Below are 24,923 nucleotides of genomic sequence, written 5' to 3'. Positions count from 1 at the left end.
AGCAACTTTATGAGCATTACTCGTTACGGCGCCGGCAGCACTGCCGGCGGTGGCCAACCCCGCCCATTTGCCCGTGCGGTGGAGGCCGATGGCTGGTTGTACGTGTCGGGCCAGGTGCCGGCGGTGGAGGGCGAGATTATCAACGGCGGGATTGTCGAGCAGACCCACCAGACCATGAAGAACGTGGTGGCGATCCTTGAAGAGGCCGGCTACGCGCTTGAAGACGTGGTCCGGGTCGGCGTATGGCTGGAAGACCCACGGGATTTCTGGAGTTTCAACAAAGTCTTTGGCGAATACTTCACCCCCGAACACGCCCCGGCGCGGGCCTGTGTGCAGGCGAATATGATGGTCGATTGCAAGGTTGAGATTGATTGCGTGGCCTACAAGAAAAAAGGCTAAATGCCCGATCTCAAGACCACTAAAAATTCAATGTGAGAGTGAATTCGGGTGGGAGCGGGCTTGCTCGCGAAAGCGGTGTATCAGTGCCAGATTTGTTGGCTGACACGCCGCTTTCGCGAGCAAGCCCGCTCCCACACAAAGCGACTCTTACATGGACCTCTTACGCTGATGAAGACCGCCATGACCGAAGACACCATCAAGCGCCGCGCAAAAGGCCTGGACCGAGCGTTCGATATCCTCGATTTTCTCAAGGAAGTCGGCCAGCCCCTGCGCCCCAATGATATTGCCAGTGGCATTGGCAGCCCCAAGTCCACGGTCTATGAACTGGTCGCCTCCCTGCTGGAGCGGCGGATTCTCGAAACCGTGGGCAAGGATGGGCACGTGTACCTGGGCCGTCAGCTGTACTTCCTCGGCCAGGCCCACTTGCGCCATTTCGACCTGACCCGCGAGGCCGATCACGCCTTGCAGGAGATCGTCAGCCAAACCCACGAGACGGCGCAGATGTGCCTGCTCAACGGGCGCAAGTACACGGTGGCGCTGATGCGCGAGGGCGAGCGGCACTTCCGGATTTCTTCGGATATCGGTGAAAACGCGCCCATCCCCTGGACTGCGTCCGGGCGCCTGTTGCTGGGGCATTTGAGCGACCAGCAGATCATCGACCTGATCGACCACGACGACTTTATCCTGCCGGACGGCCAGCGTTTACCCCTGGACACCTTCCTCGGGCAGATCCGCCAGGCCAGCGTCGATGGCTTCTTTTCCTTCGACAGTGTTGCCGACACCTTTACCCACTGCTTTGCCGCCCCGGTGCGTGACGCCCAGGGTGTCGCCATTGCGACCCTGTGCATCGTCGCCCCACGGGCCGACGCCAAGAACAATTACGACGACTACCGCCGGGTGCTGATCGAAAGCGCCAATAACCTGGCCCGTCGCATCAATGAATAGCGAAACGGAGTAACCCCATGTCTGCCTTCAATGCCGTTGAAAAAGGCGCCGCCGCCAGCGGTGCCCACCTGGTACGCGACGTCAGCCTGCCCGCCCTGGTGCTGCACCGCGCGGCCCTGGAACACAACATCCGCTGGATGCAGGACTTTGTCAGCAACAGCGGCGCGCAACTGGCGCCCCATGGCAAGACCAGCATGATGCCGGCGCTGTTTCAGCGTCAGTTGGCGCAGGGCGCCTGGGGCATCACCCTGGCTACCGCGGTGCAGACCCGCGCGGCCTATGCCGGTGGCGTGCGCCGGGTATTGATGGCCAACCAACTGGTGGGCGCGCCGAACATGGCGCTGATCGCCGAGCTGCTGGCTGACCCCGACTTTGACTTCCATTGCCTGGTCGATCACCCGGACAACGTCGCTGACCTGGGCGCATTCTTCGCCGCCCGTGGCCTGCGCCTGAACGTGATGATCGAATACGGCGTGGTCGGCGGCCGCTGCGGTTGCCGCAGCGAGCAAGAGGTGCTGGACCTGGCGCGGGCAATCAAGGCCCAGCCGGCCCTGGCACTTACCGGGATCGAAGGTTATGAAGGGGTGATCCACGGCGAGCATGCCATCAGCGGAATCCGCGAGTTTGCTGCGTCCCTGGTGCGCCTGGCGGTGGATATGCAGAACAGCGGGGCCTTTGACCTGGGCAAGCCGATCATCACCGCGTCGGGTTCGGCCTGGTATGACCTGATCGCCGAGTCTTTCGCCGCGCAAAACGCCGAAGGGCGCTTCCTCAGCGTGCTGCGCCCCGGCAGCTATGTGGCCCACGACCACGGCATCTACAAGGAGGCGCAATGCTGCGTGCTGGACCGGCGCAGCGACCTCACGGAGGGCCTGCGCCCGGCCCTGGAAGTCTGGGCCCATGTGCAGTCGTTGCCGCAGCCGGGGTTTGCAGTGATCGCCCTGGGCAAGCGCGACGTGGCCTACGACGCCGGCCTGCCGGTGCCCCTCAAGCGCTACAAGGCTGGCGTGCTGCCGGCGGTGGGCGATGACGTGAGTGCCTGCAAGGTCACGGCGGTGATGGACCAGCATGCCTTCATGAGCGTGGCGGCGGGGGTTGAACTGCGTATTGGCGACATCATCTCGTTTGGCACCTCGCACCCGTGCCTGACCTTTGATAAGTGGCAGGTGGGGTGTTTGGTGGATGAGCAGTTGCAGGTGATCGGGACATTGCACACCTGTTTCTAGACCGCGTCGCGGCCATCGCGGGCAAGCCAGCTCCCACATTGGGATTTGTGAACACATTCAAATGTGGGAGCTGGCGGGCCTGGGATGAGGCCCCAAAACCCAGCCGAGAATCCAAATATGACCCCACACCCGCGCATCGCCCTGATCGGCGAATGCATGATCGAACTGCAACACCGCGCCGACGGCAGCCTGCAACAGAGCTTCGGTGGCGACACCCTGAACACCGCCGTCTACCTGCGCCGCGAGCTGGGGGCCAGCAGCACGGTGGATTACGTCACCGCCCTGGGCGATGACAGTTTCAGCGATGCCATGTGCCAGCAATGGGCCGCCGAAGGCCTTGGCCTGGACCGGGTCCAGCGCTTGCCGGGGCGCCTGCCGGGTTTGTACTGCATCCAGACCGATGCCCACGGCGAGCGCAAATTCCTCTATTGGCGCAACGAAGCGGCGGTGCGCGATTGCTTCACCACGCCAGGGGCCGAGCCGGTCCTGGCGGCCTTGCCGTGTTATGACGTGCTGTATTTCAGCGGTATCACCCTGGCTGTATTGGGCGAAGTGGGGCGCGTGCGCCTGTTGGCCGCGTTGCTGGAAGCCCGCCAGCGTGGCGCCCGGGTGGTGTTCGACAACAACTACCGGCCGCGTCTGTGGGCCAGTGTCGAAGCCGCTCGTGAGGCCTATCAGCAGGTGTTGGCGCAGGTGGATATGGCCTTGCTCACCGAAGACGACGAGCGTGCCCTGTTTGGCTATGCCGACAGTGAGCAGGTGTTCGCCGCTTATCCAGGGATCGAGGAAGTGGTGCTCAAGCGCGGCGCGGATGACTGCCTGATTCGCCAGGGCGGCGAGCGTTTTGCGGTGCCGGCGCAGGTAGTCGAAAAGGTGGTGGACACCACGGCGGCGGGGGATTCGTTCAGCGCGGCGTATCTGGCCAGTCGGCTCAGGGGTGGTTCACCGCAAGAGGCGGCTTTGGCGGGGCATCGGTTGGCCAGCCGGGTGATCCAGATTCCGGGTGCGCTGATTCCCAGGGACTGATCGTTCCCACGCGGAGCGTGGGAACGATCAGGGTGCTCTAGTCGCGGTAGAACACCTGCACCAGGTGATACCCAAACTTGCTCTTGATCGGCCCATGCACCACCCGCAGCGGTTTCTTGAAAATCACCGCATCAATCACCCCGACCATCTGCCCCGGCCGCACTTCACCCAGATCGCCGCCGCGCTTGCCGGACGGGCAGATGGAGAACTTCTTGGCCAGCACATCAAAGGCTTCGCCCTTGGCAATACGCTGCTTGAGTTGTTCGGCTTCTTCGCTGGTCTTGACCAGGATATGGCGGGCTTGGGCTTTCATCGGGCAGTTACCTTGCAACGGTCGGGCTTGAAGGCGCGGGATTATGCATCAACTTGGCCTTTGACGCCGATCATGCTGCGGATTTTCGTGGCCAACTGGTCGATGGAAAACGGCTTGGCCACCATGTCCATGCCGTCCTCCAGAAAACCCTGGCGCTCGGCGGCGGTCTCGGCGTAGCCGGTCATGAACAGCACCTTGAGTGTAGGGCGGTGCTGGCGGGCGATTTCCGCCAGTTGTCGGCCGTTCATGCCGGGCAGGCCGACATCGGTCACCAGCAAGTCCACCCGCAGGTCAGACTCCAGCAATGGCAGGGCTGCGCGTGCGTCGGCCGCCTGGTGGGCGGTGTAGCCCAATTCATCCAGCAGGTTGACCACCAGCATGCGCACCGCCGCATCGTCCTCGACCACCACCACGGCTTCGCCGTCCAGCGCCACAGGGGCTTCCACGGGGACCTGCGGCGGGACTTTTTCCAGGGCGGTGCCATGCAGGCGCGGCAGGTACAGGCGCACGCAGGTGCCCCGGCCCGGTTCACTGTGGATCGTGACGTGGCCGCCCGATTGCTGGGCAAAACCATAGATCATCGACAACCCCAGGCCGGTGCCCTGGCCGATGGGCTTGGTGGTAAAGAACGGGTCGAAGGCCTTGGCCAGGATTTTCGGGGTCATGCCGGCGCCGTTGTCGCACACGCCGAGCATCACGTAGTCGCCGGCCTTGACCGGCTCCAGGGTGGTGATGTCGGTGCCGTCGAGGTAGCTGTTGGCGGTCTCGATGCTCAGTAGCCCACCATCAGGCATGGCATCGCGGGCGTTGATCACCAGGTTGAGCAGGGCGTTTTCCAGTTGGCTGGCGTCGGTGTTTACCGGCCAGATATCGCTGCCCAGCTGCACCTTCAGTTCGATATGGGCGCCTTTGGTACGGCGGAACAGGTCTTCCAGGGACGCGACCAACTGGTTCGGGTCCAGGGGCCGGCGGTCCAGGGACTGGCGCCGGGAGAAGGCCAGCAGGCGATGGGTCAGGGCGGCGGCGCGATGGGCCGAGGACACGGCGGCGTCGGTGAAGCGGCCGATCTCATCGCTACGGCCGGCGGCGATGTAGCGCTGCATCAGGTCCAGGCTGCCGATGATCCCGGTGAGCATATTGTTGAAGTCATGGGCGATCCCACCGGTAAGCTGGCCGACCGCTTCCATTTTTTGCGCATGGCGCAGCGCGTCTTCGGCACGTTCGCGCTCGAACATCTCGTTTTGCAGGCGCTGGTTGGCTTCGGCCAGGGCCTGGGTACGCTGGGCCACGCGTTCTTCGAGGTTGTCGTTGAGGTGGCGCAGGGCTTCCTCGGTGAGTTTGCGCTCGGTCTCATCAATCACAAAGATGTAGAAACCATTGACCGAGCCATCGGCGCTGAAGCGTGGCAGGTACTTCATCAGCGCATGCCGGGGCCGGCCATCGCGATGGGGGGTGACGGTAATGAAGCTGCAGGCCTTGCCCTTGAGTGCGGCGGCGATCTTATCGGCGCGCCCGGCATAGATCTCGGCGCCGATCACTTCGCGGATGGTCTTGCCATACAGCTCTTGCGGGGTCAGGCCATACCAGTCGAGGTAGGCGCTGTTGTTCAGGCGAAAGCGTTCTTCGTGATCGACATAACCGATCAGCACCGGCATCGCGTTGATGATCAACTGCAGCTCGGTCTGGCTCTGGCGCAGGGCTTGCTCGGTGTGCTTGCGTTCGGTCAGGTCCAGGGCCGCCCCGAGAAAGCGCGTCGGCCGGCCGTGGTGATCCTTGTAGCAGCGGCCACGGGCAAACACCCAGCGCACCTGGCCGTCGGCCTGGAGCAGGCGATATTCCTCGGCGTACTCGGAGCCATGGCTGATGCAATGCTTGATGCTGCGGGCCACCATGCCACGGTCTTCCGGGTGCACGCCTTGCAGGTAATCACTGATGGGCAACTGCCGGGCTTTAGCCGGATCAACCCCATGCAGCTGGGCAAAATGGCTGTCGGCGATAAAGCGGTCTTCGCTGATATCCCAGTCCCAGGTGCCCACTGCATCGGTGGCGGCCAGGGCCAGTTGCAAGCGTTGCTCGGTATCGTGCTGGGCCTTGAGGCTGGCCTCGGAGCGTTGTTGCAGCTCCTGGGCGAGTTGCCGGCGCTCGTTGGTTTCAATCGCCGTCACCAGGACCCCGGCGACCCGGCCGCGTTCGTCGCGGATCGGGCTGTAGGTCAGGTCCAGCCAGATTTCCGTATCACGGTGATTGCGCTGCAGGATAAAACGCTGCTCGCTGAACGTACGCACCTGGCCGGCCAGTACGGCGCTGTAGATCGGGGCGGTGAAGTGTTGCATCTCCGGCCAGACCCGGTGGGTCGGCTGGCCGAAGGCCTGGGGGTGCTTGTTGCCGGCCAGCAGGGCGAAGCCATCGTTGTAGATCTGCGTGAGTTCGTCGCCCCACAGCAACAGCATCGGCATCGGTGAGTGGATGACGATATCGACTGCCGTGCGCAGGCTTTGTGGCCAATGGCTGGCATCACCGAGGGGGCTTGTGGCCCAGTCCAGCCGTGCGATCAGGGCCGCGGCCTGGCTGCCGGTGGGTGATCCGTTCATGTGTAAGTGTCCCGCGCGTAACGCTTGAAGAATGACAGAGGCCGATTATCCCGTGCTGCGGAAACGGCTGCCTACCCCTCGAAAAATAGCATGCTTGAGGGGTTTATCTTCAAATGAGTGTGTGGGCGCTGAAACCTTTCATCCTTTATGCCAGCTCAGGGCGGTCGCGAAACTGCTCCAGGGCTTCGGGGTTGGCCAGGGCATCGGTGTTTTTCACCGGTTCGCCATGCACGACATTTCTTACCGCCAACTCGACGATCTTGCCGCTGATGGTGCGCGGGATGTCGCTGACACTGAGGATCTTTGCCGGCACATGGCGCGGCGTGGTGTTGGCGCGGATCACCTCGCGGATCTGCTGCTCAAGCGCGGCGTCCAGGTGTTCGCCGTCATTGAGGCGCACAAACAGCACCACGCGCACGTCGTCCTGCCAGCGTTGGCCGATGGCCAGGCTTTCCAGGACCTGGGGGACTTTTTCCACCTGGCGGTAGATTTCCGCCGTACCGATGCGCACGCCACCGGGGTTGAGCACCGCATCCGAACGGCCATGGATCAGCAGGCTGCCATTGGCGCGTTGCTCGGCATAGTCGCCCTGGGCCCAGACGCCGGGGAACTGGCTGAAATACGAGGCGCGCAGTTTTTCCCCCTGTGGGTCATTCCACAGGCCAATGGGCATGGCCGGGAAGTGCCGGGTGCACACCAGTTCGCCTTTTTCACCGACCAGCGCCCGGCCCTGGTCGTCCCACACTTCGATGGCCATCGCCAGGCTCTTGCACTGCATTTCGCCGCGCCGTACCGGCAGCACCGGGTTGCCGATGACAAAGCAGGAGACGATATCGGTACCGCCCGACATCGACGACAGGCACAGCTCCTGTTTGATGTCGCGGTACACGTAGTCGTAGCTCTGGGGCGACAGTGGCGAGCCGGTCGAGATCAGGCCCTTGAGGCTACCCAGGTCATGGCTGCGACGCGGTTGCAGGCCGGCCTTTTCCAGGGTGGCGAGGAATTTCGGGCTGGTGCCGAACACGCTGATGCGCTCCTGGTCGATCAGGTCAATCAGACGCTCCGGCCCCGGATGAAACGGTGAGCCGTCGTACAGCACTACCGTGGCGCCGATGGCCAGGACCGAGACCAGCCAGTTCCACATCATCCAGCCGCAGGTGGTGTAGTAAAACAGGCAGTCGTCGCGTGACAGGTCGGCGTGCAGGCCATGTTCCTTGAGGTGAGTCAGCAGCACGCCGCCGGTACCGTGGATGATGCATTTGGGCACGCCGGTGGTGCCGCTGGAGTAGAGGATGTACAACGGATGGTCGAAGGGTACGGCGACAAACTGCGGTTCGCCGCCGGGGCGGTAGAAGTCATCCCACAGGGCGACGTTGGCCTGGGTCGGGTAATCCTCGACGCGCGCCTCGGGTCGGGCGTAGGGCACGATGATCAGGTGTTGCAGGGACGGCAGGCGGTCGAGGATTTCATTGAGCTTGGCGCTCTGGTCGATCAGCTTGCCGGCATAGCGATAACCGGCGCAGGTGATCAGCACCTTGGGCTCGATCTGGCCGAAGCGGTCGATCACCCCTTGGGTGCCGAAGTCCGGCGAGGAACACGACCAGATCGCCCCGAGGCTGGTAGTGGCAAGCATGCCCACCAGGGTTTGCCAGGTATTGGGCATGCACGCCGCCACCCGATCACCCAGGCCCACGCCCGCCGCTTGCAGGCTGCGTTGCAGGCCGGCGACGTGGCGGGCCAGTTCGGCATAGCTCAGTTGTTCGCGCTGGCCGTCTTCGCCGATAGCGACCACGGCGGGGTGGTCATCGCGGCGGCGCAGCAGGTGCTCGGCAAAGTTCAGGGTGGCGCCGGGAAACCACTGGGCGCTGGGCATCGGCGTGCCTTCCACCAGCACGGTGCTGGGTGGCGTACGAAACTGCACGTCGAAGAACTCGACAATCGCCGCCCAGAAATCCGGGCGCTGGTCGATGCTCCATTGGTGCAGGGTGGGGTAATCGTTGATCTGCAAGGCGTGGCGATCATTGATAAAGCGCCGGAACTGGTCCATCCGGGTGGTGTGGATGCGTTCCGGGCTGGGTTGCCAGAGGATATCGGACATGGCGCACTCTCTTGTTCTTGTATGAAATCTGCCAGGCACCACACATCCAAACTGTGGGCGCAGGCAAGCCAGCGCCTACAGGGGATGTGTGGTGTTTGGGTTACTGGGCCAACCACCCACCATCAATATTCCACGCCGCGCCACGCACCTGGCTGCCGGCTTCACTGCACAGGAACAGTACCAGTTCACCCAGTTGCGGTGGGGTGACGAACTCCAGGGAGGGCTGCTTCTCGGCCAGCAGATCATGCTGGGCCTGTTGCGGGTCTACGCCTGCAGCAATGCGATCGTCGATCTGCTTTTGCACCAGCGGGGTCAGGACCCAGCCGGGGCAGATGGCATTGCAGGTCACATTGCTGGTGGCGGTTTCCAGGCCGACCACTTTGGTCAGGCCGATCACCCCGTGCTTGGCCGCGACGTACGCGGCCTTGCCGACCGAGCCGACCTGGCCGTGTACCGAGGCGATATTGACGATCCGCCCCCAGCCCTTGGCCTTCATGCCCGGCAGGCTCAGGCGCGTGCTGTGGAACACCGACGACAGGTTGATCGCGATGATCGAGTCCCAGCGCTCCACCGGGAAGTCTTCCACTGCCGCCACATGCTGAATGCCCGCGTTGTTCACCAGGATGTCGATGCCGCCGAACTCGCGCTCGGCGTAGGCGACCATCTCGGCGATTTGCGCCGGGTCGCTGACATCCGCCGGGTGATGGCCGACTTTGCCGCCGAAGGCCTGCACCTGGGCGATCACCGCGCTGGCATCGCCGAACCCGTTGAGGATCAGATTGGCGCCGGCCTTGGCCAGGCTCAGGGCAATCCCCAGGCCGATGCCGCTGGTGGAGCCGGTGACCAGGGCGGTCTTGCCGTTCAATGTCGTCATGAAAACCTCACACAATGCCGGTGGCGTAGAAAGTACCGATCACCACGAACACCGCGAGGGTCTTGATGATCGTGATGCCGAAAATATCCTTGTAGGCTTCGCGGTGGGTCAGCCCGGTGACCGCCAACAGGGTAATGACCGCGCCGTTGTGCGGCAGGGTGTCCATGCCGCCGCTGGCCATGGCCGCGACCCGGTGCAGCACTTCCAGGGGGATATTGGCGGCATGGGCCGCGGAAATAAAGCTCTCGGACATGGCCGCCAGGGCGATGCTCATGCCGCCGGACGCCGAGCCGGTGATGCCGGCTAGCAGGGTCACGGTAATCGCTTCGTTGACCAGCGGGTTGGGGATGCCCTTGAGCCAGTCCGCCAGCACCAGGAAGCCTGGCAACGAGGCGATGACCGCGCCGAAGCCGTATTCCGAAGCGGTGTTCATCGCCGCCAGCAGCGCGCCGCTGACTGCGCTTTTACTGCCTTCGGCCAGCTTGCTCTTGATCGCCTGGAAGCCGAACACCAGGACCATGATGATCCCCACCAGCAAGGCCGCCTGCACCGCCCAGATCGCGGTGAGCTTGGCGATTTCGGTGGTCACCGGTGCGCTCATGCCCGGCAGGGCGAGGCTGTGGGTCTTGCCGTACCACTGCGGGATCCAGTGGGTGAACAGCAGGTTCATCACCCCCACCAGAATCAGCGGCGACAGGGCGATCCACGGGTTGGGCAGGCTCAGGTCTTCGGCGGTTTCCGGCTCGTTGCGCAAGTCGGTGCCATAGCCTTCACCGGCACGCTGGGCCTTGTTGCGCTGGCGCGCCAGGTACAGCATGCCGGCGCAGAACACAAAGATCGTGCCGATCACGCCCAGCCAGGGCGCAGCCCAGGCGGTGGTGTTGAAAAAGGTGCTGGGGATGATGTTCTGAATCTGCGGCGTGCCGGGCAGGGCGTCCATGGTGAACGAGAACGCGCCCAGGGCAATGGTCGCCGGGATCAGACGCTTGGGGATATTGCTCTGGCGGAACATCTCGGCGGCGAACGGGTACACCGCAAACACCACCACAAACAGCGACACGCCGCCGTAGGTCAGCAAGGCACACACCAGCACGATCACCAGCATCGCCTGGCGAGTGCCGAGCAAGCGGATGGCGGCCGCGACAATCGAGCGCGAAAAGCCTGACAGCTCGATCAGCTTGCCGAACACCGCGCCGAGCAGGAACACCGGGAAATACAGTTTGATAAAGCCGACCATTTTTTCCATGAACACCCCAGTAAAGGCTGGGGCAACGGCGGAAGGGTCAGTGAGCAACACCGCGCCGAGGGCGGCGATAGGGGCAAACAGGATGACGCTATAGCCACGGTAGGCAGCCAGCATCAGCAGCGCGAGCGCCGCCAGGGCAATGATCACACTCATGGTGTGTCTCCATCGGATTGTTATTGTTGTGGGGTGTAGCTGTAGGAAGGGGCTATAGCGGGAAGCGTGCCAAGTTTGTAACTTATTGATATATATGGATATTTATAATTTCTGAGCTGTGGTTTTCATGCTGAGTCTCTATTTCAAGACAGATGAAATTCCAATGTGGGAGCGGGCTTGCTCGCGAAAGCGCTGTGTCAGGCAATGATTTTGTTGCTGATAGACCGCATTCGCGGGCGAGCCCGCTCCCACATGGAGGTGTCTTTGTTGTGAGATTTATGTCTCTTTATTGAGATTGCTCGATGCCCAGCGCCACCATCTTCTTGTACAGCGTCGAGCGCCCGAGCCCCAATTGCTTGGCGGCCTCGATCACATTGCCCCCGCATTGGCGCAACGCTGCACCAATCAACTGCCGGTCAAACCGCTCCCGCGCCACGCTGAAGGTTTCGACCTCTACGGGCGCCACAGCGCTACGCTCCACCGGGCTGAAGGTGCCGATCGCCGCACGAATCTCCTGCGCATCCAACACCAGGTCATCACTGAGCAACGCGGCGCGCTCCAGTACGTTGCGCAGCTCGCGGATATTCCCCGGCCAGGCATGCTGGGCCAGCAGTGCCAGGGCTTCGCGGTCCAGTTCATGCTGGCTGCGCAGTTCTTCGAGGATTGCTTCACTCAACGCCGGGATATCGTCCAGGCGTTCGCGCAGGGGCGTGACTTGGATCGGCAACACGTTGAGGCGGTAATACAAGTCAGCGCGAAACTCGCCACGCTTGATCGCCGCTTCCAGGTCGTTGGAGGTCGCGGCAATCACCCGCACGTCGCTGTGGATCATCTCGTTGGAGCCCACCGGCTCAAATTCTTTCTCCTGTAGCACCCGCAGCAGTTTGCTTTGCAGGGGCAATGGCATGTCGCCGATTTCATCGAGAAACAACGTCCCGCCCTGGGCGATTTGCAATTTGCCGGGGCGGCCCTTGCGGTCGGCGCCGGTGAAGGCGCCGGGCGCGGTGCCGAAGAACTCGGCTTCCAGAAGGTCATGGGGGATGGCGGCGCTGTTGATGCTGACAAACGCTTTGTTGGCTCGGGGTGACGCACCATGGATGGCCTGGGCCAGCAGCTCCTTGCCGGTGCCGGTCTCGCCCAGCAGCAACACCGGCGACTCGGCACTCGCGCTGCGCCGCGCCCGGCGCTTGACCTCGAGGCTGGCAGCGCTGGTGCCGATAAAGTGTGCGAAGTTGTACTTGCTCTGGCGTGAGCGCAGCAGCGAACGGGTCGAAGCCAGTTCCTGTTGCATGCTCAGGTAGCGCTCGATCATCGGCGAGAGGTTGCGCAACTCATCGAACAGGGCAAAGCCGATGGCGCCGATGACCTTGCCGGCATCGTCGTGGATCGGCAGGCGCATCACCACCAACGGGCCTTTGGGCGTGTCCTGGATATCCAGGAGGATCGGCTGGTCACTGCGCACCACCTGGCGTAACAGGCTGTTGGAGATCACCTGCTCGCAAGGTTGGCCGATGGCCTGGTCGGCGCTTTTCAGGCCGAAGCGCTTGGCGTAGCGCTCGTTCATCCACACGATGTTGGCGTCGCGGTCGACAATCACCGTGCCTTCGCTGGACTGCTCGATGATCTCGAACAGGGACTGGATCGCCAGGCCGCGAACGTGCGGGTAGTCCTTGAGGCTTTCGGTGGTGTTCATGGTCGGGGCGCCAAAAATAAAGGATGAGTTCAATGGTAGGAGCCTGCTCCTACAGGGGAGCGTGCGCGGCAGCAAGCAGCTCTTGAGTGTAGGGGTGCTGTGGCGCGGCAAAGACGTCAGCGCATGGCCCGCGCTCAACCACCTGGCCATCCTTGATCACGATCATATCGTGGGCCATGGCCCGTACCACGGCCAGGTCATGGCTGATAAACAGGTAGGTCAGGGCGTATTTTTCCTGCAGTTCACGCAGCAGCGCCACCACTTGTTTTTGCACGGTGCGGTCCAGGGCCGAAGTCGGCTCGTCCAGCAGCATCAAGGCCGGGCGCAGCACCAGGGCGCGGGCGATGGCTATGCGTTGGCGCTGGCCGCCGGAAAATTCGTGGGGGTAGCGGTGACGGCTGGCCGGGTCGAGCCCCACATCCTGCAGCACTTTGATCACCTGGGCGTCACACTCCTGTGGGCTGCATGGCGCGTGTACTTCCAGGCCTTCGCTGATGATCTGCTGTACCGACATGCGCGGGCTGAGGCTGCCGTAGGGGTCCTGGAATACCACCTGCATCTGCTTGCGCCACGGGCGCATCTGTTTCTGGCTGAGGTTGTCGAGAGCCTCGCCCTGGAAGCGGATGCTGCCGCTGGAGTCGAGCAGACGCAGGATCGCCTGGCCCAGGGTGGACTTGCCGGAGCCGGACTCGCCGACGATTCCCAGGGTCTTGCCCCGTTGCAGGTCCAGGCTGATGCCGTCCACCGCCTGCAGGTACTGCTTGCGCCGGAACAGCCCGCCACCGATGGGGAAGCGCACACTCAGGCCGGCGACCTGCAACACCGTCTCGCGCTGATCCTGGCACAGCGCGGTACCGACCGGTTCGGCATCCAGCAGCAGGCGGCTGTAGGGATGTTGCGGGGCATTGAACAGGGTTTGGCAGTCGGCCTGCTCGACAGTTTCCCCGGCCTGCATCACGCACACGCGCTGGGCAATGCTGCGCACCAGGTTGAGGTCGTGGCTGATCAGCAGCAGCGACATGCCCAGGCGTTGCTGCAAGGATTTGAGCAGCAGCAGAATCTTGCGTTGCACCGTCACATCCAGGGCGGTGGTCGGCTCATCGGCGATCAGCAGTTCCGGTTCGCAGGCCAGGGCCATGGCGATCATCACCCGCTGGCGCTGGCCACCCGACAGCTGGTGGGGGTAGGACTTGAGGCGTTCCTGGGGGTTGCGAATGCCCACCAGGTCCAGCAGTTCGAGGATGCGTGCCTGCGCCGCCTTGCCGCCCAGGCCCTTGTGCAGCAGCAGGGTTTCGCCGATCTGCTTTTCGATGCTGTGCAAGGGATTGAGGGAGGTCATCGGCTCCTGGAAGATCATCGCGATGCGGTTGCCGCGCAGCTTTTGCAGGGTGCCGGCCTCGGCGCCGATCAGCTCCTGGCCGCGATAGCGCACCGACCCTGTGGTAACGGTGCCGGCCTGAGGCAGCAGTTGCAGGATCGAATGGGCGGTCACCGACTTGCCCGAGCCCGACTCGCCCACCAGTGCCAGGCACTCGCCGGGGCGCACATCCAGGCTCAGGTTGCGCACCACGGTCTGGCCGCTGAAGGCGACGCACAGGTCGCGGATCTCGATCAGGTTGTCAGTCATGGATGCATCGCCCTTCATGATCGTGGGTCGAAGGCGTCACGCAGCGCCTCGCCGATAAATACCAGCAGTGACAGAATCAGCGCCAGGGTGAAAAAGGCCGTGAGCCCGAGCCACGGTGCTTGCAGGTTCTGCTTGCCCTGGGCGATCAACTCACCGAGGGACGCGCTCCCCGCCGGCATGCCGAAGCCGAGAAAGTCCAGGGCGCTGAGGGTGGAAATCGCCCCGGTCAGGATAAAAGGCAGATAGCTCAGGGTGGCGGTCATCGCGTTCGGCAGGATGTGCCGGCGAATGATCTTGGCGTCGCCCAGGCCCAGGGCGCGTGCGGCTTTCACGTACTCCAGGTTGCGCCCGCGCAGGAACTCGGCACGCACCACATCCACCAGGGCCAGCCAGGAAAACAGCGCCATGATCCCCAGCAGCCACCAGAAGTTCGGCTCGACAAACCCCGAGAGGATGATCAGCAGGTACAGGACCGGCAGCCCCGACCACACTTCAAGGATGCGCTGGCCGAGCAGGTCGACCCAGCCGCCGTAATAGCCCTGCAAGGCGCCGGCGGCAATGCCGATGACGGCGCTGATCAGGGTCAGGCCGAGGGCGAACAGGATCGACACCCGCGCGCCGAAGATCACCCGCGCCAGCACATCGCGGGACTGGTCGTCGGTGCCCAGCCAGTTCACCGTGGACGGCGGGCTGGGGGCTGGGCGGGTCAGCTCGTAGTTGGGCGTGTCGTCGCTGAAGGGGATCGGCGGGAACAGCATCCAGCCGCCGTCTTGCTTGATCAGTTGCTGCACGTAGTCACTGCGGTAGTCGGCCTGGAATGGCAGTTGCCCGCCGAACTGCTGCTCGGTGTAGCGCTTGAACACCGGGAAATACAACTGGTCCTGATAGCTGAGCACCAGGGGTTTGTCGTTGGCGATCAACTCGCCGCCCAGGGTCAGGATAAACAGGCCGATAAACAGCCACAGCGACCACCAGCCCCGGCGGTTTTGCTTGAAACGTTCGAAGCGGCGACGGGCCACGGGAGACAGATTGAGCATCAGGCGTTCCTCGCGGCGAAGTCGATACGCGGGTCCACCAGGGTGTAGCAGAGGTCGCCGATCAGTTTTATCAGCAGGCCAAACAGGGTGAAGATAAACAGCGAACCAAACACCACCGGATAGTCCCGCGACACCGCCGCTTCGTAGCTCATGCGGCCCAGACCGTCGAGGGAGAAGATCACCTCGATCAGCAGCGAGCCGGCGAAGAACACACTGATAAACGCCTGGGGGATCCCGGAGATCACCAGCAGCATGGCGTTGCGAAACACATGGCAGTAGAGCACGCGCCGCTCGCTCAGGCCTTTGGCGCGTGCCGTGACCACGTACTGACGCGTGATTTCATTGAGGAACGAGTTTTTGGTGAGGATGGTCAAGGTGGCGAAACCACCGATCACCAGGGCGCTGACCGGCAGCACAAGGTGCCAGAAGTAATCGGCGATCTTGCCCAGGGTGCTCAGTTGCTCGAAGTTCTCCGACACCAGGCCGCGCACCGGGAACCAGTTCAAGGTGCTGCCGCCGGCAAAGACCACGATCAAAAACATCGCAAACAGGAAGGCCGGCATCGCGTAGCCAATGACGATGGCGGTGCTGCTCCATACATCGAAACTGCTGCCGTGGCGCACCGCCTTGCGGATCCCCAGGGGGATCGACACCAGGTAGGTGATCAGGGTTGCCCAGAGGCCGAGGGAAAGGGTCACCGGCAACTTTTCCAGGATCAGGTCGATCACCGTGGCGCCGCGAAAGAAGCTGTTGCCGAAATCCAGCTGGGCATAGTTCTTGAGCATCAGCCACAGGCGTTCGGGGGCGGACTTGTCGAAGCCGTATTGTTTTTCGATGTCTTTGATCAGCTTGGGGTCAAGGCCGCGACTGGCGCGGGAGCCACTGCTGACGCCGTCGCCGGCCGAGCCGCCGACGCCCCCGCCGCCAATCCCCTGCAAGTGGGCGATGGCTTGCTCCACCGGCCCGCCGGGCGCGGCCTGGACGATCACAAAGTTCACCAGCAGGATAATCACCAGGGTCGGGATGATCAGCAGCAGGCGCCGCACGATATAGGCAAACATCAGTGGGCACCTCGCGGCTTGCTCAGTTCGGCTTTCATCTGCTCATTGGTCAGTGGCGTGGGGCTGACTTCCCACCACGATTCCAGTGCTTCGTCGTTGCTGGCCTCGATGGCCGGGCGACCGAAGCGGTTCCACCACGCGGCCGAGGTGCCGGGCGGGTAGTAATTGGGGATCCAGTAGTAATTCCATTGCAGCACCCGGTCCAGGGCATGGGCGTAGCTGAGCATCTGTGCCTGGGTGGTGGCGCGTACCAGGCCGGTGACCAGGGTATCGACCGCCGGGTTTTGCAGGACGATGTAGTTGTTGCTGCCCGGGTCGAACGCCGACGACGAACCGAAGTAGTTGTACAGCTCCATGCCCGGCGAGGTGGTGACCGGGAAGCCGGTGACGATCATGTCGTAGTCCCGGGTCATCAGGCGGTTGACGTACTGGGACGAGTCGATGCGCCGGATGTTGAGGGTGATGCCGATCTGCGCCAGGTTGCGTTTATAGGGCAGCAGCAGGCGTTCCAGGCCGTTTTGCACATTGAGGAAGGTGAACTCCAGGGGCTCGCCGGCGGCATTCACCAGTTTGTCGCCCTTGGGCGTCCAGCCGGCGTCTTCCAGCAGGGCCAGGGCTTGTAGCTGCTTGTCGCGGATCATGCCGCTGCCGTCGGTGGTCGGCGCCTTGAACACCTGGGTAAAGACTTCGTCGGGGATCTGCCCGCGCAGGGGCTCGAGAATCGCCAGCTCCTGGGCGTCGGGCAATTGAGTGGCGGCCAGTGGGCTGTTGGAAAAGTAGCTTTGCTGGCGGATATACAGGTTGCGCATCATCTGCCGGTTGGCCCACTCGAAATCCCAGAGCATGGCCAGGGCCTGGCGCACGCGGCGGTCCTGGAACATCGGTTTTTGCACATTGAACACATAGCCCTGGGCTGTTTGCGGGGCGTGTTTGGCCAGGTGCGCGCGTTGCAGGCGGCCATCGTCCAGGGCCGGGCCGTTGTAGCCGATGGAATAGCCGGTGGCGGAGAACTCGCGATTGAAGTCGTAGGCACCGCCGCGCAGGACCTGGCGCGCGACTTCGGTATCGCCGAAGTACTCCAGACTCAGGCGGTCGAAGTTGTACAGGCCGCGGCTGACGGGCAAGTCCTTGCCCCACCAGTCGGGATCGCGCTGGAAGGTGATGGTACTGCCGGCATTGATTTTGCTGACCTTGTACGGGCCGCTGCCCAGAGGCGCTTCATAGCCGCCACCATTGGCAAAGTCGCGGCTCTTCCACCAATGCTCGGGGAACACCGGCAGGGTCGCGAGATCCAGGGGCAGGGTGCGGTTTTCATTGCTGGCGAAGTCAAAGCGCACTTGCAGCGGGCCTTCGACCTCGACGTGCTTGACGTCGGCAAACAGTGTGCGAAAGCGCAGGCTGCCCTGGGTCATCAGCAGGTTGTAGCTGTAGCGCACATCTTCTGCGGTGATCGGCTTGCCGTCGGCAAAACGTGCCTTGGGGTTGAGGAAAAATCGCAGGTACAGGCCGTCCTCGGCGCGCTCCATCTTTTGCGCGACCAGGCCGTAGACGGTATAGGGTTCATCCAGTGAGCGGTAGGCCAGGGGCGAATACACCCAGCCGTCCAACTGGCTGACGCCGATGCCTTTGTCGATATACGGCAGCACATGGTCGAAGCGACCGACCTCGAGGGCCGAGCGCTTGAGGCTGCCGCCCTTGGGGGCGTCGGGGTTTACATAGTCAAAATGGCTGAAGCCGGCAGGGTACTTGGCTGGCTCGCCGTAGACGGTCAATGCATGTTGCGGGGCTGCGAACGAGGCGGTACTCGCCAGCAGCAGGGCCAGGGTAGAGCCAACGAACGTGAGGAAATCCAGTCGCATTATCAGCCTTGAGCACCGGGTGAAGAAGGAAGGGGACTTGTACCCTAACCGTGCGCGGGTCGCCAGTCACCTGGTGACCCCGCAAACACAACGGCCCACCAAAAGGCGGGCCGTTGAGTGCTGCGAAGACGTAGATCAGTCCTGGCGGCTGGTCACTTCCAGCAGGTGATAACCGAACTGGGTTTTCACTGGGCCTTGCACGGTATTGACCGGTGCGCTGAATACGACCGCGTCGAATTCCTTGACCATCTGGCCAGGACCGAACGAACCCAGGTTGCCGCCGTCGCGGCTCGATGGGCAGCTGGAGTTGGCTTTGGCGACTACTGCGAAATCAGCGCCGCCTTCGATCTGGACTTTCAGTTCGTTGCACTTGTCTTCGGTGGCAACCAGGATGTGACGGGCGGTGGCTTTGGCCATGGTGGGTAACTCCTTGAATAAAAAAGGTGAGCGTACCGGATTCAGGCGGTTATTTCCCGGCAAAGTTCCACTGATTTACATCAGGCTCGATCGCGCAGACGTGCGGCTGCTTCACGCAGCAACTGCTCAGTCCCGTCCCAACCCAGGCAGCCGTCGGTCACCGAGACGCCGTAGCGCATCGACGGGCTGAGCGGCTGGCAGCCTTCGAACAAATGACTCTCCAGCATCATGCCGATCAGCGAGGTGTCGCCCTGCAAGCGTTGCTCCAGCACGTCATTGAATACCGCCGGTTGGCGCATCGGGTCCTTGCCGCTGTTGGCGTGGCTGCAATCGACCATGATCCGCGTGGCCACTTTGCTTTTGGCCAGGTCGGTCTTGACCTGGGCCACGCTCTGGCGATCGTAGTTCGGGCCACGGTGGCCGCCGCGCAACACCAGGTGGGTGTCGGCGTTGCCCGGGGTCTGGATGATCGCCGGATGGCCCTGGCTGTCGACGCCGAAGTGGCGGTGCGGGTGGGCCGCCGAACGCATGGCGTCACAGGCGATGGCTACGCCGCCGTCGGTACCGTTCTTGAAGCCGACGGGCATGCCCAGGCCGCTGGCCATTTCCCGGTGGATCTGCGATTCGGTGGTGCGGGCGCCAATGGCCACCCAACTGAGCACATCGTCGAAGTAGCCGGCGGCCATCGGTTGCAACAGTTCGGTGGCGACCGGCAGGCCCAGGCGCAGCATTTCGCGCATCAGTTCCCGCGACAGCGTGAGGCCGGCGGCCATGTCATCGCTGCCATCCAGGTGCGGGTCGTAGGCCAGGCCTTTCCAGCCGATGGTGGTGCGCGGTTTTTCGACGTAGGCGCGGATCACCAGCAGCATCTGGTCACTGACGTCATTGGCCAGCTTCTTCAGATTGCGCGCGTATTCCATGGCGGATTCGGGATCATGGATCGAGCAGGGGCCGACGATGACGAGCAGGCGGGAGTCTTGACCATTGAGAATCGCGCGGATGGCCTGGCGATGAGCGTTGACTTGCTCGGTCAGGAACGGGCTCAGGGGCAATTGGTGCTTGAGCTCAAGGGCGCTGGGCAAACGCTGGGTCAGCGCTTCATTGGCGCTGAACAGGGTGGTAACGGGCAGTGCGGCGATAGAGGAGTTCATGATTTCTGCTTCCTGGGCAAGCGGCGGGCTGTTCCCGCGCGCTCTGCCCTACTGGGGTGTTCGACAATTGGCCGTATTGGCTGCGTGTGTTGGCTTGCCACCAATAGGTGACCGATCGGAGGCGGCAGGCTGTCCCGAACGGAGCTTGCTAAATCGCCAGGCGGTGCAGGTGTCGTAACGGTAATAAGTGGTGAAGTTCATGGTGTGATTTCCTTTAAGTTCGGTGTGTAGCAAAAATTGTTCAGGGCTGGAAAAACAAAACCCCCGGTCGGGGAGCCGACCGGGGGTTAGATTTCTCTGGCAGGCGACCCCTTGAGTAGTGGGCGCCGATTTCAGGTATCAGGCGCGCCAGTGGCTAAACCAATACCCAAAATAAAAGCTGACCAGTGCGCTCAAACCGTTCACGCGGGTAGCCACGACCGAACGCTGGGCGTCGGCAGTAGGGCAGGCCTGGGTGAGAGTGAGTGGCAACATGGTGTTTCTCCAAATGATGGGGTGGAGCTTAACTGAGGGATGCCGCTGGATTCAATCAGTAATTTCTATCGCGATGAGCGACTTAGCGCTATGGCGCAAGTCCCGATATGCTGGATGGATAGTCCCAATGATTGCCAGGATGCGAGCATGACCGCTTTGATTATTGCCAGTGCCCAGACCTGTTCCATTGCTGGCGACCTGGCGGCCAATATCCAGCGTCACCTGGCGTTGATGGTTGCGGCCGCCGAGCACGGCGTACAACTGCTGGTGTTTGCGGAGTTGTCCCTGACCGGTTACGAGCCCGCGCTGGCGCGGGAGCTGGCGATTGCGCCGGACGATACGGTGCTTGCGCCCCTGCGAGAGCTGGCGCGTGAGCTGCAGATGACGGTGGTGGTGGGTATGCCGATTCGCTTGGCGTCGAGCAGCGGGGTGCTGATTGGTGCGCTGGTGTTGGCGGCGGATGGCTCATTGGCGGTGTACAGCAAGCAGCATCTGCACCCCGGTGAAGACGCGGCATTTGTGCCGGGCTCGGGTGGCAAGGCGTTGGTGTGGGGCGAGGACCGGATTGCCCTGGCGGTTTGCGCTGACTTTTCCCACGCCAGCCATCCGCGTGATGCGGCGGCGCTTGGGGCTACAGTCTATGCAGCGGGTGTATTGATCAGCGAGGGCGGTTACGCCGCAGATAGTGCGTTGCTTCAGGGGTACGCCAGCGAACACTCGATGGTGGTGCTGATGGCCAATCATGGCGGGCCGTCCGGTGGCTGGGTGTGTGCCGGGCGCAGCGCAATCTGGGGGCCTGATGGCGAGTTGATTGCGGCTGCGCCGGGGGTGGGCGACGCCTTGGTAATAGCCCGCAGGGAGGCCGGCAACTGGAGTGGTTGGCAGGTCATGCTGTAACGCAATGGAGTACGCCGCGATGGCATTCACCCTCAAGGCCGCATCGGATCAGCACTTGGCCTTTGCACGCAGCCTGACGCATCAGGCGATGGGCCATTACTATCGGCAGTACGATCTGACATGGTCCGACAAAGGCTTCGACACCGCCTGGGCCGGGCGGGAAAACTGGTTGATTTGCCAAGAGGACAGGCTGGTGGGGTTCGTCAGTCTGAGCCGCGATGACAACGCGCTGTATATTCGCGAGCTGCACATACTCGAGGATTTTCGCCGCCAGGGCGCTGGCAGTTGGGTGCTGGAGCAGATGTTCGCCAAGGCTCGGGCCGAAAGCCGGGGTTATTTGCGATTGACGGTGTTCAAGACCAATCCGGCAAAAAGGCTGTATCAGCGTCGGGGCCTGAGTATTGTCGGTGAGGAGGGCTGTTTCTGGCGGATGGAGTCTGTTTGTCTGTCAGCGCAGTCGTCCCGGTAAACCTCGCGCTCAACTTGAATCGGTGCATACTGCTCTTTAGGAGCCGATCTCCTGATCATTGCACAGGCTTTGCGCCTCGTTAAGGATGATCCCCTCTTTCATGCCCAGAAGGACCGCCACCTTATGGGCTTCTCCACGCCGCCCCTTTTTGCGCCCAGCGAGCACTTGATAGGTGGTCGCCGGGTCCACGCCATGTTCCCTGGCGAATGCCTGAACCGACTTGCCTTGATGTTCCAGCCAGGCTTTGGCTTGTGCAGCAGTACGGATTCCGGGCATAGTTCAAAACCGTTCAAGTTTGTGCAAAATGAGATGACGTCGTCACCTCTTGGGGTGTGCCATAAAGGATATTACATCCAAATGAGTGGAATAGGTTCGCGCTTAAGGCAAGAAAGAGAGCGACTGGGCTTGTCGCAAAAGGTTTTTGGTGAAATAGGAGGTGTGGAGGCAAACGCACAGGGAAAATACGAAAGCGGTGGGCGCGCGCCGAAGGCCGATTACCTATCCCGCGTGGCAGAGAAGGGTGTCGATATTCTGTTTGTTTTGACAGGTAGCCCGACGCCCATCCACTTGGACAACCTGAGCCAGATCGAAGAAAAGGTCTTGGGTAACTACCGTGCGATGTTTAAAGAGGACCAGGATGCAATCCGCAGACTGACCAGCACCTTGGCAGAGCATTCCTCAGCGGCGAGTGGAAAACCCCGGTCGATCCTCAAGGAATCCTGACCTTTTGCCCAGGAAACACCCCCGCCTGCCGCTCGGCAGGCGTTCGTAGTGTATTGAAACTCTATATATATGACGCGTTCAGCTAGGTCTGTGCCTTGGTTTTTTGCTAAGGTGCTCAGCAACCTATAAGACCATTTCGCGAGGTGTCTGCTTGATTAGGGTGCTAGTAGTCGATGACCATGATCTCGTTCGTACAGGCATTACACGAATGCTGGCTGACATCGATGGCCTGCAAGTAGTCGGTCAGGCCGAGTCGGGGGAGGAATCCCTGATCAAAGCGCGTGAATTGAAACCCGATGTGGTCTTGATGGACGTCAAGATGCCGGGGATTGGTGGTCTTGGTGCGACCTGCAAACTGTTGCGCAGTCATCCGGACATCAAGGTCGTGGTTGTTACGGTCTGCGAAGAAGACCCTTTTCCTACCCGGCTTCTGCAGGCTGGCGCAGCAGGTTATCTGACAAAAGGCGCGGGGCTCGCGGAAATGGTCCAGGCTATCCGCCTGGTATTTGCCGGCCAGCGCTACATCAGTCCGCAGATTGCCCAGCAATTGGCGATCAAGTCCTTTCAGCCGGTCAGCGACTCGCCGTTTGATGCCTTGTCCGAGCGCGAGATTCAGATCGCCCTGATGATCGTCGGCTGCCAGAAGGTCCAGTCGATTTCCGACAAGCTTTGCCTGTCGCCGAAAACCGTGAACACCTACCGTTATCGAATTTTCGAGAAGCTATCAATCAGCAGTGATGTTGAACTGACCTTGCTGGCGGTTCGCCACGGCATGGTGGACGCCAGCGCCTGAAATGCAAGCCTCTGAAATAAACACCGTGTTTGATCCGAGTGCATTTCTTGCGACCTGCAGCGGCCGGCCAGGCGTGTATCGCATGTTCGACAGCGAGGCGCGCCTGCTGTACGTGGGCAAGGCCAAGAACCTCAAGAAGCGCCTGGCCAGCTACTTCCGCAAAACCGGCCTGGCGCCGAAGACGGCCGCCCTCGTGGGGCGTATCGCCCAGGTCGAAACCACCATCACGGCCAACGAAACCGAGGCGCTGCTGCTTGAGCAGACGCTGATCAAGGAATGGCGGCCGCCCTACAATATTCTGCTGCGTGACGATAAGTCCTACCCGTATGTGTTTCTGTCGGACGGTGACTTTCCGCGCCTGAGCATCCATCGCGGGGCGAAGAAGCACAAGGGTAAGTATTTTGGCCCTTACCCCAGCGCGGGGGCGATCCGCGAGAGCCTGAGCCTGCTGCAAAAGACCTTCTTCGTGCGCCAGTGCGAAGACAGCTTCTACAAGAACCGCACCCGCCCGTGCCTGCAATACCAGATCAAGCGTTGCAAGGCGCCCTGCGTCGGGCTGGTCGAGCCTCAGGAATATGCCGAAGACGTACGTCACTCGGTGATGTTCCTCGAAGGGCGCAGCAACGCCCTGGCCGACGAACTGTCCGGCGCCATGGAGCAGGCAGCCAGTGTCCTGGACTTCGAGCGGGCCGCCGAACTGCGTGACCAGGTGTCCCTGTTGCGACGGGTGCAGGACCAGCAGAGCATGGAAGGCGGTACCGGTGATGTCGACGTGATTGCGGCCTTCGTCAATCCGGGCGGGGCTTGTGTGCACCTGATCAGCGTGCGTGGTGGCCGGGTGCTGGGCAGCAAGAACTTCTTTCCCCAGACCGGGATCGAGGAGGAAGTGGCCGAGGTCATGGCCGCGTTTCTCGGCCAGTACTACGTCAGCAGTCCCGAGCGCGACTTGCCGGGTGAACTGATCGTCAACGTGGTTCACGAAGACTTCCCCGCATTGATTGACGCCATTCACGCCCTGCGCGGCCGCGAGCTGGACATCAGCCACCGCGTGCGCGGCACCCGTGCGCGCTGGCAGCAACTGGCGGTGACCAACGCCGAACAGGCCCTGAGCGCGCGCCTGGCCAACCGCCAGCACGTTGCCGCACGCTTTGAAGCGCTGGCCGACGTGCTCAAGCTTGACGAGCCACCGCAACGCCTGGAGTGCTACGACATCAGCCATTCCAGCGGCGAGGCGACCGTGGCGTCCTGCGTGGTCTTTGGTCCGGAAGGGCCGATCAAGTCCGATTATCGACGCTATAACATCGAAGGCGTCACCCCAGGCGATGACTATGCGGCCATGCACCAGGCCCTGACCCGGCGCTTCAGCAAATTGAAGGACGGCGAGGGCAAGCTGCCGGATATCCTGCTGGTGGACGGCGGCAAGGGCCAGTTATCCATGGCCCGTGACGTGCTCAACGAGCTGGCGGTGCCCGACCTGATCCTGCTCGGCGTGGCCAAGGGCACGACGCGCAAGGCCGGTTTCGAAACGTTGTACTTGAATGATGCCGCCCATGAGTTCACTTTGAAGGGCGATTCACCGGCATTGCACCTGATTCAGCAGATTCGCGACGAAGCCCACCGTTTTGCCATTACCGGTCACCGCGCCCGACGTGGTAAAACCCGGCGTACCTCCACCCTGGAAGGGGTGGCGGGGGTAGGGCCGAAGCGGCGACGCGAACTGTTGAAACATTTTGGTGGATTGCAGGAATTGTCCCGTGCCAGCATTGAAGAAATAGCCAAAGCCCCCGGAATCAGTAAAAAGCTCGCTGAGTTGATTTATGCAAACCTACACAGCGAGTAGAATGCCTTCTC

At 62.2% G+C, this 24,923-nt stretch carries 23 protein-coding genes; 9 read left to right on the top strand and 14 right to left on the bottom strand.

The features are described 5' to 3' along the window. The first annotated feature begins 9 nt into the window (after window positions 1-9). From K1X80_RS16235 to K1X80_RS16220, 4 genes are all read left to right on the top strand, one after another. Window positions 10-399 carry a RidA family protein gene (locus K1X80_RS16235; RefSeq protein ID WP_200659689.1) on the top strand — a complete coding sequence of 130 codons (390 nt, stop codon included), beginning with the start codon at window positions 10-12 and terminating at the stop codon, window positions 397-399. A 180-nt stretch (window positions 400-579) separates the two neighbouring features. Further along, entirely contained in the window at window positions 580-1,344 is a 765-nt protein-coding gene (locus K1X80_RS16230; RefSeq protein ID WP_057440989.1) for an IclR family transcriptional regulator, read from the top strand. 17 nt (window positions 1,345-1,361) lie between these two features. Beyond that, window positions 1,362-2,570, top strand: coding sequence for an amino acid deaminase (locus K1X80_RS16225; RefSeq protein ID WP_120733410.1), 1,209 nt, complete (start codon window positions 1,362-1,364; stop codon window positions 2,568-2,570). Window positions 2,571-2,687: 117 nt separating this feature from the next. Further along, window positions 2,688-3,596 (top strand): sugar kinase, encoded by a 909-nt coding sequence (locus K1X80_RS16220; RefSeq protein ID WP_120733408.1) that lies wholly within the window; start codon window positions 2,688-2,690, stop codon window positions 3,594-3,596. A gap of 37 nt (window positions 3,597-3,633) precedes the next feature. On the opposite strand, the gene K1X80_RS16215 is transcribed toward K1X80_RS16220, so the two are convergent. The 13 genes from K1X80_RS16215 to K1X80_RS28230 form a co-directional block, all read right to left on the bottom strand. Then, on the bottom strand, window positions 3,634-3,909 hold the full coding sequence (locus K1X80_RS16215) for a peptidylprolyl isomerase (RefSeq protein WP_057959249.1): 276 nt from the start codon (window positions 3,907-3,909) through the stop codon (window positions 3,634-3,636). Between the two features lie 41 nt (window positions 3,910-3,950). Then, a complete protein-coding gene (locus K1X80_RS16210) occupies window positions 3,951-6,500 on the bottom strand; it encodes a PAS domain-containing protein (RefSeq protein ID WP_057959250.1) in 2,550 nt (849 codons plus the stop codon). 145 nt (window positions 6,501-6,645) lie between these two features. Then, window positions 6,646-8,598 carry an acetoacetate--CoA ligase gene (locus K1X80_RS16205; protein WP_057959251.1) on the bottom strand — a complete coding sequence of 651 codons (1,953 nt, stop codon included), beginning with the start codon at window positions 8,596-8,598 and terminating at the stop codon, window positions 6,646-6,648. A gap of 100 nt (window positions 8,599-8,698) precedes the next feature. Further along, complete coding sequence (locus K1X80_RS16200; protein WP_057959252.1) at window positions 8,699-9,472, bottom strand: 3-hydroxybutyrate dehydrogenase; 774 nt, start codon at window positions 9,470-9,472, stop codon at window positions 8,699-8,701. A gap of 7 nt (window positions 9,473-9,479) precedes the next feature. Beyond that, a complete protein-coding gene (locus tag K1X80_RS16195) occupies window positions 9,480-10,871 on the bottom strand; it encodes a GntP family permease (RefSeq protein ID WP_057959253.1) in 1,392 nt (463 codons plus the stop codon). A 286-nt stretch (window positions 10,872-11,157) separates the two neighbouring features. Beyond that, window positions 11,158-12,564: a sigma-54-dependent Fis family transcriptional regulator gene (locus K1X80_RS16190; RefSeq protein WP_220172289.1), complete on the bottom strand. Its 1,407-nt coding sequence runs from the start codon at window positions 12,562-12,564 to the stop codon at window positions 11,158-11,160. A 49-nt stretch (window positions 12,565-12,613) separates the two neighbouring features. Next, complete coding sequence (locus K1X80_RS16185) at window positions 12,614-14,191, bottom strand: ABC transporter ATP-binding protein (protein ID WP_057959320.1); 1,578 nt, start codon at window positions 14,189-14,191, stop codon at window positions 12,614-12,616. A gap of 14 nt (window positions 14,192-14,205) precedes the next feature. Beyond that, window positions 14,206-15,228, bottom strand: a complete 1,023-nt coding sequence (locus K1X80_RS16180; protein WP_057959255.1) for an ABC transporter permease — start codon at window positions 15,226-15,228, stop codon at window positions 14,206-14,208. After that, window positions 15,228-16,289 carry a microcin C ABC transporter permease YejB gene (locus K1X80_RS16175; protein ID WP_057959256.1) on the bottom strand — a complete coding sequence of 354 codons (1,062 nt, stop codon included), beginning with the start codon at window positions 16,287-16,289 and terminating at the stop codon, window positions 15,228-15,230. The genes K1X80_RS16180 and K1X80_RS16175 overlap by 1 nt, the downstream gene beginning before the upstream one ends. After that, on the bottom strand, window positions 16,289-18,148 hold the full coding sequence (locus K1X80_RS16170) for an extracellular solute-binding protein (RefSeq protein ID WP_186625652.1): 1,860 nt from the start codon (window positions 18,146-18,148) through the stop codon (window positions 16,289-16,291). Before K1X80_RS16170 ends, K1X80_RS16175 begins: the two co-directional genes overlap by 1 nt. 135 nt (window positions 18,149-18,283) lie before the next feature. Beyond that, window positions 18,284-18,565, bottom strand: a complete 282-nt coding sequence (locus tag K1X80_RS16165) for a peptidylprolyl isomerase (RefSeq protein WP_128592944.1) — start codon at window positions 18,563-18,565, stop codon at window positions 18,284-18,286. Between the two features lie 80 nt (window positions 18,566-18,645). Further along, window positions 18,646-19,716, bottom strand: coding sequence for a 3-deoxy-7-phosphoheptulonate synthase (locus tag K1X80_RS16160; protein WP_220172288.1), 1,071 nt, complete (start codon window positions 19,714-19,716; stop codon window positions 18,646-18,648). Between the two features lie 339 nt (window positions 19,717-20,055). Continuing rightward, entirely contained in the window at window positions 20,056-20,190 is a 135-nt protein-coding gene (locus K1X80_RS28230; protein WP_258571517.1) for a hypothetical protein, read from the bottom strand. 147 nt (window positions 20,191-20,337) lie between these two features. Here K1X80_RS28230 and K1X80_RS16155 point away from each other — a divergent pair, with 147 nt between their 5' ends. Next, on the top strand, window positions 20,338-21,087 hold the full coding sequence (locus tag K1X80_RS16155; protein WP_220172287.1) for a carbon-nitrogen hydrolase family protein: 750 nt from the start codon (window positions 20,338-20,340) through the stop codon (window positions 21,085-21,087). Between the two features lie 19 nt (window positions 21,088-21,106). Next, entirely contained in the window at window positions 21,107-21,556 is a 450-nt protein-coding gene (locus K1X80_RS16150) for a GNAT family N-acetyltransferase (protein WP_120734439.1), read from the top strand. Between the two features lie 36 nt (window positions 21,557-21,592). Here K1X80_RS16150 and K1X80_RS16145 read toward each other — a convergent pair whose 3' ends face one another. Further along, window positions 21,593-21,832, bottom strand: a complete 240-nt coding sequence (locus K1X80_RS16145) for a DNA-binding protein (protein WP_057440874.1) — start codon at window positions 21,830-21,832, stop codon at window positions 21,593-21,595. 81 nt (window positions 21,833-21,913) lie between these two features. Between K1X80_RS16145 and K1X80_RS16140 the strand changes: the two genes are divergently transcribed. The 3 genes from K1X80_RS16140 to uvrC all read left to right on the top strand — a co-directional run bounded on the left by K1X80_RS16140 (window position 21,914) and on the right by uvrC (window position 24,912). Further along, the gene (locus K1X80_RS16140; protein ID WP_057959260.1) at window positions 21,914-22,279 is read left to right on the top strand and encodes a helix-turn-helix domain-containing protein; all 366 of its coding nucleotides are present in this window, start codon (window positions 21,914-21,916) and stop codon (window positions 22,277-22,279) included. Window positions 22,280-22,430: 151 nt separating this feature from the next. After that, complete coding sequence (uvrY, locus tag K1X80_RS16135) at window positions 22,431-23,072, top strand: UvrY/SirA/GacA family response regulator transcription factor (RefSeq protein ID WP_029293774.1); 642 nt, start codon at window positions 22,431-22,433, stop codon at window positions 23,070-23,072. Between the two features lie 16 nt (window positions 23,073-23,088). Beyond that, on the top strand, window positions 23,089-24,912 hold the full coding sequence (uvrC, locus tag K1X80_RS16130) for an excinuclease ABC subunit UvrC (protein WP_120734438.1): 1,824 nt from the start codon (window positions 23,089-23,091) through the stop codon (window positions 24,910-24,912). Window positions 24,913-24,923: the final 11 nt, after the last annotated feature.

The organism is Pseudomonas sp. So3.2b, from assembly GCF_019464415.1.
GTDB classification, from domain to species: Bacteria; Pseudomonadota; Gammaproteobacteria; order Pseudomonadales; family Pseudomonadaceae; genus Aquipseudomonas; species Aquipseudomonas shahriarae.
Note: the sequence above shows the minus strand (reverse complement) of the source record. Positions and strands in the feature narration are given on the sequence as shown.

Coding starts and splice junctions, on each gene's coding strand:
- K1X80_RS16220 (WP_120733408.1), top strand. CDS start 2,688: ATGACCCCACACCCGCGCATCGCCCTGATCGGCGAATGCATGATCGAA.
- K1X80_RS16235 (WP_200659689.1), top strand. CDS start 10: ATGAGCATTACTCGTTACGGCGCCGGCAGCACTGCCGGCGGTGGCCAA.
- K1X80_RS16170 (WP_186625652.1), bottom strand. CDS start 18,148: ATGCGACTGGATTTCCTCACGTTCGTTGGCTCTACCCTGGCCCTGCTG.
- K1X80_RS16210 (WP_057959250.1), bottom strand. CDS start 6,500: ATGAACGGATCACCCACCGGCAGCCAGGCCGCGGCCCTGATCGCACGG.
- K1X80_RS16160 (WP_220172288.1), bottom strand. CDS start 19,716: ATGAACTCCTCTATCGCCGCACTGCCCGTTACCACCCTGTTCAGCGCC.
- K1X80_RS16155 (WP_220172287.1), top strand. CDS start 20,338: ATGACCGCTTTGATTATTGCCAGTGCCCAGACCTGTTCCATTGCTGGC.
- K1X80_RS16175 (WP_057959256.1), bottom strand. CDS start 16,289: ATGTTTGCCTATATCGTGCGGCGCCTGCTGCTGATCATCCCGACCCTG.
- K1X80_RS16200 (WP_057959252.1), bottom strand. CDS start 9,472: ATGACGACATTGAACGGCAAGACCGCCCTGGTCACCGGCTCCACCAGC.
- K1X80_RS28230 (WP_258571517.1), bottom strand. CDS start 20,190: ATGTTGCCACTCACTCTCACCCAGGCCTGCCCTACTGCCGACGCCCAG.
- K1X80_RS16185 (WP_057959320.1), bottom strand. CDS start 14,191: ATGACTGACAACCTGATCGAGATCCGCGACCTGTGCGTCGCCTTCAGC.
- K1X80_RS16205 (WP_057959251.1), bottom strand. CDS start 8,598: ATGTCCGATATCCTCTGGCAACCCAGCCCGGAACGCATCCACACCACC.
- K1X80_RS16145 (WP_057440874.1), bottom strand. CDS start 21,832: ATGCCCGGAATCCGTACTGCTGCACAAGCCAAAGCCTGGCTGGAACAT.
- K1X80_RS16225 (WP_120733410.1), top strand. CDS start 1,362: ATGTCTGCCTTCAATGCCGTTGAAAAAGGCGCCGCCGCCAGCGGTGCC.
- K1X80_RS16165 (WP_128592944.1), bottom strand. CDS start 18,565: ATGGCCAAAGCCACCGCCCGTCACATCCTGGTTGCCACCGAAGACAAG.
- K1X80_RS16190 (WP_220172289.1), bottom strand. CDS start 12,564: ATGAACACCACCGAAAGCCTCAAGGACTACCCGCACGTTCGCGGCCTG.
- K1X80_RS16215 (WP_057959249.1), bottom strand. CDS start 3,909: ATGAAAGCCCAAGCCCGCCATATCCTGGTCAAGACCAGCGAAGAAGCC.
- K1X80_RS16180 (WP_057959255.1), bottom strand. CDS start 15,228: ATGCTCAATCTGTCTCCCGTGGCCCGTCGCCGCTTCGAACGTTTCAAG.
- K1X80_RS16230 (WP_057440989.1), top strand. CDS start 580: ATGACCGAAGACACCATCAAGCGCCGCGCAAAAGGCCTGGACCGAGCG.
- K1X80_RS16195 (WP_057959253.1), bottom strand. CDS start 10,871: ATGAGTGTGATCATTGCCCTGGCGGCGCTCGCGCTGCTGATGCTGGCT.
- K1X80_RS16140 (WP_057959260.1), top strand. CDS start 21,914: ATGAGTGGAATAGGTTCGCGCTTAAGGCAAGAAAGAGAGCGACTGGGC.
- K1X80_RS16150 (WP_120734439.1), top strand. CDS start 21,107: ATGGCATTCACCCTCAAGGCCGCATCGGATCAGCACTTGGCCTTTGCA.